Here is an 8,520-nt window from a genome sequence, read left to right on the forward strand (position 1 = left end):
GGCAAGCCGCGTCAGCCGAAACCCGAGGGCAGAATGGGGCGAACCGTCGCAACCGGTCGGCCCTCCATTCGATGCCGGTTCTGACCGATCGGAGGAGGGGGGTATCGTTTTGCCGATCCCCTTGGGGGCGGGATCGGCGGTCTTCTCGGTGCCGGGCCCGGACAGACCGGGCGGGGCCGGAAGGGACAGGCATGAAGATCGTTCTCGTGAACCGCTACTTCCATCCCGACCAGTCGGCGACCAGCCGCATGGTGTCGAGCCTCGCCTTCAACCTGGCCGCCGAGGGATACGAGGTGGTCGCGGTCTGCGGCCGGGGTCGGCGCGACGGCGCGGGCGCACTGCCGCCCGCGCGCGAGCGGATCCGCGGAGTCGAGGTGCACCGCGTCGCCGCCCTGCGCACGGACCGCAACCGCCTGGCGGGGCGGCTGCTGGACGATCTGGCGCTGCATGCGGGCATCGCGCTGCGGCTTGCCGCAATCCTGCGCCGCGGCGACATCTGCGTCGTCTGTACCGATCCGCCGCTGCACACGGTCAGCGCGGCGCCCGCCATCGCCCTGCGCGGCGCGCGGCTGGTGAACTGGGTGATGGACCTGTTCCCCGAGGTGGCTATCGAGCTCGGCTTCGCGCGGACGGACCGGGCGACGACGCGACTGGCCCTGGCGCTGCGCGACCTGTCGCTGCGCCGGGCCGCGCGCATCGTCTGCCCGATCGACGCCATGCGCGACCGGCTGGCGGCGCGCGGGCTCGATCCGTCGCGCGTGACCGTGCTGCATCACTGGTCGGACGAGGACGGCATCGCCCCGGTGGCGCGCGCCGACAACGCCCTGCGCCGCGCATGGGGCTTCGGCGACGAGCTGGTCGTCGGCTATTCCGGCAACTTCGGCCGGGCGCACGACTTCGACACCCTGATCGGCGCCGCCGAGGCCCTGAAGGGCGAGCGCGACATCCGCTTCGTGATGATCGGCGACGGCGCCAGGCGTCAGGCGGTCGAGGCCGAGGTGACGCGCCGCGGGCTGACCAGCGTGAGCTTCCATCCGCTCCAGCCGCGCGAGGTGCTGGCCCAGAGCCTGTGCGTCGCGGACGTTCACCTCGTCTCGCTCCTGCCGCCGCTCGAGACCTGCATCGTCCCGAGCAAGTTCTACGGCGTCCTCGCCGCCGGGCGGCCGACGCTGTTCGTGGGCGCGGCGGAGGGCGAGGTGCCCCGCGTCGCCACGCGCCATGGCTGCGGTTTCGGCGTGACCGTGGGCGACGTGGCCGGACTGGTCTCGCACATCCGCACCCTGCGCGACGATCCCGAGGCCCGCCTCGGGATGGGACGCCGGGCGCGGCAGCTGTTCCTGTCGGACTACCGCGATGCCCGCGGTCTTGCCGAGTGGCGCGCGCTGGTCGAGGCCCTGGATGAACGGGCGGTGACGCACACGGCGGAAAGGACGGCATGATGTCGGGCGATGTCGTGGTCAGCCAGCTTGGCGCCCGGATGCATTATGCCCTGCCGCGGATCCTGGCCTCGGCCGACCGGCTGGCGCGCTTCTACACCGACATCTGCGCCACCGACGCCCTCGCCGGGCGGCTCGGGCGGCTGCCTCTCGGCGGCGCGGCGGCACCGGCGCTGAAGCGGCTGGCGGGGCGGGTGCCCGAGGGCGTGCCGCCCGAGCGGATCGTCACCTTCCCACTGTTCGGCCTGCACTCGGCGCTGATCCGGCTGCGCAACCGCGACGATGCCGCGGTGACGCGCCACGCGCTCTGGGCGGGCGCGCGGTTTTCGTCGCTGGTGGCACGCCGGGGCTATGCCGGGGCCGCGGGGCTCTACACCTTCGCGGGCGACGGGCTGGAGCAGATCCGCGCGGCGAAGCGCCAGGGGCTCTGGGTGGCGGTCGAGCAGATGAACGCCCCGCGCGAGGTGCTGGACCGGCTGGTGAACGCCGAGCGGGCGCGCTTCCCGGAATGGGTTGAGGGGGTCGCCGACAACAGCGGCGTCGCCCGGGCCTTCGCCGCGCGCGAGCGGGCGGAATGGGCGCTGGCCGACCTCATCGTCTGCCCCTCCGAGTTCGTGCGCGAGGGCGTGCGCGACTGCGGCGGGCCGGTGGAGAAATGCGTCGTCGTGCCCTACGGGGTCGATCCCGGCGAAGCGCCGCCGGCGCGGCTGCGCGACCGCGGTCCGCTCAGGGTGCTGACCGCGGGCGCGCTGGGGCTGCGCAAGGGCACGCCCCACGTCCTGGCCGCCGCCGAGGCGCTGCAGGGCATCGCGACCTTCCGCCTCGTCGGGCCCACCGCGGTGCCCGGGGCGCAGCTCAGGCGGCTCAGGGTGGTGGCCGACGCGCCGGGCATCGTGCCGCGCGGCGAGATGCGGGCACAGTATGCCTGGGCCGACGTCTTTTTGCTGCCCTCGGTCTGCGAAGGCTCGGCCACCGTCGTCTACGAGGCGCTGGCGGCGGGGCTGCCCGCCGTGGTCACCTCGAGCACGGGAAGCGTGGTGCGGGACGGGCAGGAGGGCTTCGTCACCGCCCCGGGCGACGGCGCGGCGCTGGTCGAGAAGCTGCGCCTGCTGGCGTCGGACCGCGACCTGCTGCGCAGCCTCGGCCGCAACGCCCGCGCGCGTGCGCTGGATTTCAGCGTCGAGCGCTACGGCGCGCGGCTGCTCGCGGCCCTGCCGGCGCCGTGCCAGCCGGTGCCGCTGCGCCCCCACGCCCCGCAGGCCGCGCGGGGCATGCGTCTGGAAAGGGTGAGCCCGTGAGGATCCTGCACGTCATCGCCTCGCTGGACCCCCGCCACGGCGGTCCGCAATGCGCCATCATCCACCACGCCGCCGCGCAGTCGCGGCTGGGGGCCGGGGTGGGAATCGCAAGCTATCTCGACCCCGCGGCGCGGGCCCGCGTGGCGCAGGAGGTCGCGCTGTCGCGGGAACGGTCTCAGGTCGTCATCCACACCCTGCCGCGCGAGCGCCTGCTTGGCCGGCCGCTCGCGCTGTCGGCGGCGGCTTCGCTTCCCGCGTTGGTCGAGCGGGCGGACTGGGTTCACCTCCACGGCATCTGGGAGCCGGTGCTGATCCAGGCGGCGCGGATCGCCCGCGCACGGCACGTCCCCTATTGCATCACGCCCCACGGGATGCTCGACCCCTGGAGCCTCAGCCAGAAGTGGCTGAAGAAGCGCATCGCGCTCCGTGCCACCCATCGCCAGATGATCGCGGGCGCGCGGTTCCTGCACACTCTGAACCGCGACGAGGAGGCGCTGATCGCGCCCTTGGGCCTGAACCTGCCGACCGTGACGGTGGCCAACGGCGTGAACCTCGGCGAGATCGGGGCGGGGGCCGTGCGCGGACGCTTCCGCGCCTCGCTGCCCGCGCTTGGAGACCGGCCCTTCGTGCTGTTCCTGTCGCGCCTGCACCGCAAGAAGGGGCTCGACGTGCTGGCCGCCGCCTTCGCCCGGCTCGCGCGTCGCCGCCCCGGCGTGGACCTGGTGGTGATCGGCCCCGACGGCGGGGCCGAGCATGATTTCCGCGCCCGCATCGCGGCGGCGGGCCTCGGCAGGCGGGTGCACCTCCTCGGTCCCGTCTTTGGGGCGCGCAAGTTCCAGGCGATGGCCGACTGCGCCTGCTTCTGCCTGCCGAGCCGCCAGGAGGGCTTCAGCATCGCGATCACCGAGGCGCTGGCCTGCGGCGCGCCGGTCCTGATCTCCGAAGGCTGCCACTTCCCCGAGGTCGCCGCCGCCGGGGCGGGCCGGGTGCTGCCGCTTTCGCCCGAGGCCTTCGCGGCGGCGATGGAAGCGGTGCTCGACGATCCTGCCGGGGCCGCCGCCTTGGGCGCGGCAGGCCGGCAACTGGTCGAGCAGCGCTATACCTGGGCGATCACCGCGGCGCAGATGCTGGAGGCCTACGCCGCCTTCGGCCCGGGCCCCGCGGCGCGGGTGGCCTGAAGGGCGGCTGCCGCGCTCAGTGGCGGCGGCGCTGGCGGAGCGCGCGGGCGGGGTTGCCGCCGTAGAGGATCCAGGGGTCGAGGTCCGACACCGCGACGCCGCGCGCGCCCAGCACCGCGCCTTCGCCCACGTTCACGCCCGGTCCCACGAAGGCCTCGGCCGCGATCCAGGCGTCGCGGCCGATCCGGATCGGCCGGGGCCGCAGCGGAAAGGCCGGATCCTCGATGTCGTGGCCCGCGGCGCAGAGATGGCTGCGCTGCGACACGATGGCATGGGCCTCGAGCGTCACCGGCGCGACGTTGTAGCAGATCGCGCCGGGCCCGAGCGAGGCGTGGGCGCCCATGGTCAGATGCCCGGGCCACCAGATCCGCGCGCTGCCGCGCACCATGGCGGTCGGGTGGATCCGGGCGCCGAAGAGGGTCAGCAGGAATCGCCGGGGCGCCATCCATGAAGGCGGCGTCCAGGCGGCGCCCAGCCGCCAGGCCAGCCCCCAGAGCGCCCGCATCGCGCGCTGGCGCAGGGCGAAGGTCGGCCCCCCCTCGATCGGCAGCGGCGCCGCGGCGGGGGAGGGGCGGGCGAAGCGGGATTCCATCATGGCATGACCCTTGCTGAGGCGGGGAGAAGCAGGACGGCGGACGGCGGCGCCGCCCGCGCGGCGGGGCGCACCCGCGCCCAGGCGAAGACCGGGATGCAGAAGAACACCATGTGGGTCCAGGCCGACACCACCCAGTCGGTCGTGTGCGAGAAGGCGTGCATCGCCGGAACCGCGCTCAGCATGTAGAGGAACTGGCCCAGCAGCTGGCCCTCCATGGCCGAGTTCCACATCCGCCGCAGGACATAGGCGAGCAGGAGGAACTTCAGCGCGCCGGCGTACCAGAACGAGCGGAACGCATCCACCATGCCGGTCATCGTCGTGCCGGTCAGCGGGTTGAAGTCGCGCGGATCCTTCGGCGTGCGGAACATCAGCGCCTGCTTGAACTCGGAGCCGCCGATGCGCGAGGGCAGGTAGTTCCAGATCACCTGGTTCCAGTGGAAGGCGCCGTAGTCGAACTGCCCGGTCCGGTCCGTCGCGCTGATCAGCAGGATGGCGTTGCGCAGCTCGGGACCGCCCTCCTGCAGCATCCGGGCGAAGTTGTCCTCGGCGTCGATCTGCGCGATCTCGTTCCAGACGACGCCGGAATGGGCGCGGGTGACATCGCGGTAGTCGGACATGCTGGTGGTGCCGATCACCGCGCCGACGAGGATCAGCGCCAGCGCGCCGCGCGGCATCGCCCACCGCCGCTGGAACCACAGCGACAGCGCCAGGATCAGCCAGAGCTCCGCCGCCTCGGCCCGCTTGCCCGTCACCAGGATCCGGTCGAGGTAGAAGACGAGGTCGAACAGGATCACCGCCAGCATCCACCGGCTGGGCCGCCAGGCGTAGAGGATGCTGGCGATCGCCAGGCTGTAGGTCAGCAGGCGGCCGAAGAAGAGATAGGTCACAGGCGCCCCGGAGATCTGCACGCCGACGATCTGCTCGCCCGGCAGCTGCGACAGCGCGTAGTAGAAATAGGCGCCGATCAGGGCGAACAGGGTGGCGACGATCTTCAGCCGCCCCTCGTCGAAGCCGATCCGCAGCGTCGCGAAGGGCGCACGCGAGGCCCGCCAGCCCAGCAGCGCACAGGCGAGGCAGAGACAGGCCATCAGCACCGTCTTGTCATATCCCCCCGGCGGCAGGAACGGCGCGTGCATCAGCCCCGGCAGCTGCGGCAGCACGAAGGAGACGACGATCAGCCCGCAGAGGAACGGGAAGGTATAGGCGTTCTGCCGGCGGGCGAACCCGTGCAGCAGGCACCCCGCCGCCATCACCGCCAGCAGCGCCGTCAGCACCTCGCTCATGGCACGGCGGGCCCGCTCATATCGGCAGGCCCGCGTCGCGGCGCAACCGCTCGGCCGTCTTGATCTCGATCATCAGCTCGTAGCTCGCGATCATCCGGCAGTAGGTGTAGCCCGCCCAGCCGTCGAGGAAGCCGCCCCTGAGCAGGTACATGTAGACGAAGCGCAGCGTCGGGCGGAACGGCATCCGCGCGGCGATCGCCTTGATCGCGGCGCGCCGGTCCGCGCCCTCGGACGAGACGAGGCCGCCCCAGTCGATCGGCGGGTGACGGCCCTTCGAGGTGGCCAGCGCCGCCTCCACGCTCGAATAGCGGTTGTGCTTGTCGTACCAGGCGCTCAGCCCCTTGTTGAAGCTGTAGTGGATGAAATGCGACTTCAGCCGTCCCGTGGGCCGGTCGCTGACGCAGCGCGAATGGACCTTGCGCTCGAACCGGACGAACTCGGGGCGCACCATCCGCGTGATCCACGTCGGGTAGAGCGAGCTGCGGCGGATCCACCGGCCCATGAACATGTTCTTGTAGCGGGCCTGGAAGATCGCCTCGGGGCGGTCGGGATCGGCGGCGATGGCCAGCATCTCGTCGCGCAGGTCGTCCGGCGTGACCTCGTCGGCGTCGGGGGTATAGACCCAGGGGTGGCGGAACTCGACCTGCGTCAGCCCGAACATCCGCTGGTCCAGCTCGCTCTCATAGCGGTGCTGGACGACGCGGGCCCCGGCGGCGCGGGCGATCTCGACGGTGCGGTCGGTGCTGAAGGAGTCGAGCACCACGATGTCGTCGCACCAGCCGAGCGAGGCGAGGCAGCGGCCGATGTTCTCTTCCTCGTTCAGCGTCATGATGAGGGTCGAGATGCTCATCCCCGCTCTCCCTGTGCCGCGACCGCGGGTTCGCCGCCGACGGCGGCGACCTCGCGCGGCGCCGCGCGCCCGGTCAGGCGGGCCATGCGCTCGGCGATGCGCGCGCGGTCATCGGGGCGCACGGCCAGCACGAAGGCGGTGTGCAGCGCCAGCGGCACGGCCAGCCCGAACAGCATGACCACCGCCGGGACCTCGACGCGGACCCCGAGGTAGCCGATGCCGCCGCAGGCCGCCGAGGCGGCGGCGATGGCCGCGGTCGTCTTCGCCGGCGACAGGCCCATGTCCTGCAGCAGGTGATGCAGGTGCCAGCGGTCGCCCGAGAACGGGCTGCGGCGGGCGAGGGTGCGGCGCACGATCAGGCTGGCCATGTCGATCACCGGCAGGGCGACCAGCCACAGCAGGGCGGGCAGCCCGCCCGGATGGGGCGACGCGGCGAGCGCCAGGATCAGGCAGGCCAGCGTCGCGCCAAGCGCGGTGCTGCCCGCATCGCCGAGAAAGACCGAGGCGCGGGCCCGGAACGGGCTGCGCAGGTTGAACACCAGGAACCCGGCCGTCGCCGCCATCGCCAGGGCGGCATCGTTCGCGACGTCGGCCCGGCCGACCAGGTCCGCGATGGCGATCAGCCAGACCAGGCTGCCGAGCGCCACCGACCCGGCCAGCCCGTCGACCCCGTCGATCATGTTGACGCCGTTCACCAGCCCGACCGCGAAGGCGAGGCAGATCGCCAGGCCGATCAGCCGCAGGGCGGGCAGCAGGTCGGGCGGCACCTCGCCGAAGCTCGGGAATCCGTAGGGCGTGAAGGCCAGCAGCATCGTCGCCGCGGCGACCTGCACCGCCAGCCGGTTGCGCGCCATCAGGCCAAGCCGGTCGTCGAGCGCCCCGAGCATGGCGACGGTCCCGACCCAGAGACAGGCCGCCGGCGGCGCCGCGACGAGGCCCAGCACCAGGGCGAGGCCCAACGCCAGCACGATGGCTAGGCCGCCGCAACTGGGCACCGCCGCACCGTGCAGCTTGATCGCGCCGGGCCGGTCCATCAGGCCCAGCCATGGTGCCAGCGGCCGGATCGCCTGGATCGCGATCAGCGTGACGGAAAAGACAAGCAGAAGTTCCAGCGGTGCCAAGATCACGTTCCCCCACCCGAAAGGTCTCGGTCGCCCCGGGGCGGCCCCCGGGGCCGCGGACGGGACATCGGCCCTGAGCAGACATCGGACCGACACCGTGACGCTGGCCCGGCCGGGCAGCGCGGCGGGATCATCAATTCGACCGGGCGGGTCTCCCGCGGGTGGGCATGGATGGCCGATGCAGGAGACCCCTCCGCCAATCGGTGAGGGGGGATCACCGGAGGGCGGAGGCGCGCACGCGGAAATGGGTGGGGGGGACGGTGGTGGAGAGAGGCGGGAACTGGTGCCGGCAGAGGGACTCGAACCCCCGACATCGTGATTACAAATCACGCGCTCTACCAGCTGAGCTATGCCGGCCAGGGGCGTTGCCTGCATCCCCGGCGTCCTGGCCGACGCGGCACGACGGCCCGTCCGGCAGCAGACCCCGGCGGCTTAGCAGCGCGATTCCGTTGTGACAAGACGCTTTTTCCCCCTGCCGATCCCTCGCGTTTTGACAGGACGCGATGCAATGCATAATGCTCGGCCAACCAGGGCGTGCGGAGCTTCGGAATGAACGGACAAGGGGGACAGCGGAAGGCGGCGCGGCTCGTCGGCGGCGCGGGGGCGGCGCTCCTCGCCGTGGCCGCCGCCTATGTCGCCTTCGCCCCGCGCGATGGCGGACGCGGCGGGCCGGAACCCACCGCCACCTCGCTCGTCGCCGTGCCGACGACGGATCCCGCCGCGACCGGGTCTTCCTCCGTGCAGGAGCAGGCCGCCGCG

8 protein-coding genes and 1 tRNA gene are annotated in these 8,520 nt (G+C 72.7%); 4 read left to right on the forward strand and 5 right to left on the reverse strand.

The window, feature by feature from the left end; genetic code table 11:
* Nucleotides 1–191: 191 nt before the first annotated feature.
* From A7B20_RS17065 to A7B20_RS17075, 3 genes are read left to right on the forward strand one after another with little or no spacing between them, the layout of a single operon-like run.
* Complete coding sequence (locus A7B20_RS17065) at nt 192–1,439, forward strand: glycosyltransferase family 4 protein (protein ID WP_102109794.1); 1,248 nt, start codon at nt 192–194, stop codon at nt 1,437–1,439.
* Complete coding sequence (locus A7B20_RS17070) at nt 1,439–2,734, forward strand: glycosyltransferase family 4 protein (protein ID WP_102109795.1); 1,296 nt, start codon at nt 1,439–1,441, stop codon at nt 2,732–2,734. Before A7B20_RS17065 ends, A7B20_RS17070 begins: the two co-directional genes overlap by 1 nt.
* Nucleotides 2,731–3,912, forward strand: coding sequence for a glycosyltransferase (locus A7B20_RS17075; protein ID WP_102109796.1), 1,182 nt, complete (start codon nt 2,731–2,733; stop codon nt 3,910–3,912). Before A7B20_RS17070 ends, A7B20_RS17075 begins: the two co-directional genes overlap by 4 nt.
* A 16-nt stretch (nt 3,913–3,928) precedes the next feature.
* On the opposite strand, the gene A7B20_RS17080 is transcribed toward A7B20_RS17075, so the two are convergent.
* The 5 genes from A7B20_RS17080 to A7B20_RS17100 form a co-directional block, all read right to left on the reverse strand.
* Nucleotides 3,929–4,504 carry an LbetaH domain-containing protein gene (locus A7B20_RS17080; protein ID WP_102109801.1) on the reverse strand — a complete coding sequence of 192 codons (576 nt, stop codon included), beginning with the start codon at nt 4,502–4,504 and terminating at the stop codon, nt 3,929–3,931.
* Nucleotides 4,504–5,790, reverse strand: coding sequence for a hypothetical protein (locus tag A7B20_RS17085; RefSeq protein WP_216641218.1), 1,287 nt, complete (start codon nt 5,788–5,790; stop codon nt 4,504–4,506). Before A7B20_RS17085 ends, A7B20_RS17080 begins: the two co-directional genes overlap by 1 nt.
* Before the next feature lie 16 nt (nt 5,791–5,806).
* Nucleotides 5,807–6,640: a glycosyltransferase family 2 protein gene (locus tag A7B20_RS17090; RefSeq protein ID WP_102109797.1), complete on the reverse strand. Its 834-nt coding sequence runs from the start codon at nt 6,638–6,640 to the stop codon at nt 5,807–5,809.
* Nucleotides 6,637–7,761, reverse strand: a complete 1,125-nt coding sequence (locus A7B20_RS17095; RefSeq protein WP_102109798.1) for a glycosyltransferase family 4 protein — start codon at nt 7,759–7,761, stop codon at nt 6,637–6,639. Before A7B20_RS17095 ends, A7B20_RS17090 begins: the two co-directional genes overlap by 4 nt.
* Nucleotides 7,762–8,042: 281 nt before the next feature.
* A tRNA-Thr gene (locus A7B20_RS17100) sits at nt 8,043–8,118 on the reverse strand.
* 192 nt (nt 8,119–8,310) lie between these two features.
* On the opposite strand from A7B20_RS17100, the gene A7B20_RS17105 reads away from it, so the two are divergent.
* Nucleotides 8,311–8,520 (forward strand): hypothetical protein (locus A7B20_RS17105; protein ID WP_216641219.1); only part of this gene is annotated, 210 nt, incomplete at its 3' end.

Source organism: Oceaniglobus roseus, assembly GCF_002869745.1.
GTDB lineage: Bacteria > Pseudomonadota > Alphaproteobacteria > Rhodobacterales > Rhodobacteraceae > Oceaniglobus > Oceaniglobus roseus.

Coding starts and splice junctions, on each gene's coding strand:
- A7B20_RS17070 (WP_102109795.1), top strand. CDS start 1,439: ATGTCGGGCGATGTCGTGGTCAGCCAGCTTGGCGCCCGGATGCATTAT.
- A7B20_RS17080 (WP_102109801.1), bottom strand. CDS start 4,504: ATGGAATCCCGCTTCGCCCGCCCCTCCCCCGCCGCGGCGCCGCTGCCG.
- A7B20_RS17085 (WP_216641218.1), bottom strand. CDS start 5,790: ATGAGCGAGGTGCTGACGGCGCTGCTGGCGGTGATGGCGGCGGGGTGC.
- A7B20_RS17090 (WP_102109797.1), bottom strand. CDS start 6,640: ATGAGCATCTCGACCCTCATCATGACGCTGAACGAGGAAGAGAACATC.
- A7B20_RS17065 (WP_102109794.1), top strand. CDS start 192: ATGAAGATCGTTCTCGTGAACCGCTACTTCCATCCCGACCAGTCGGCG.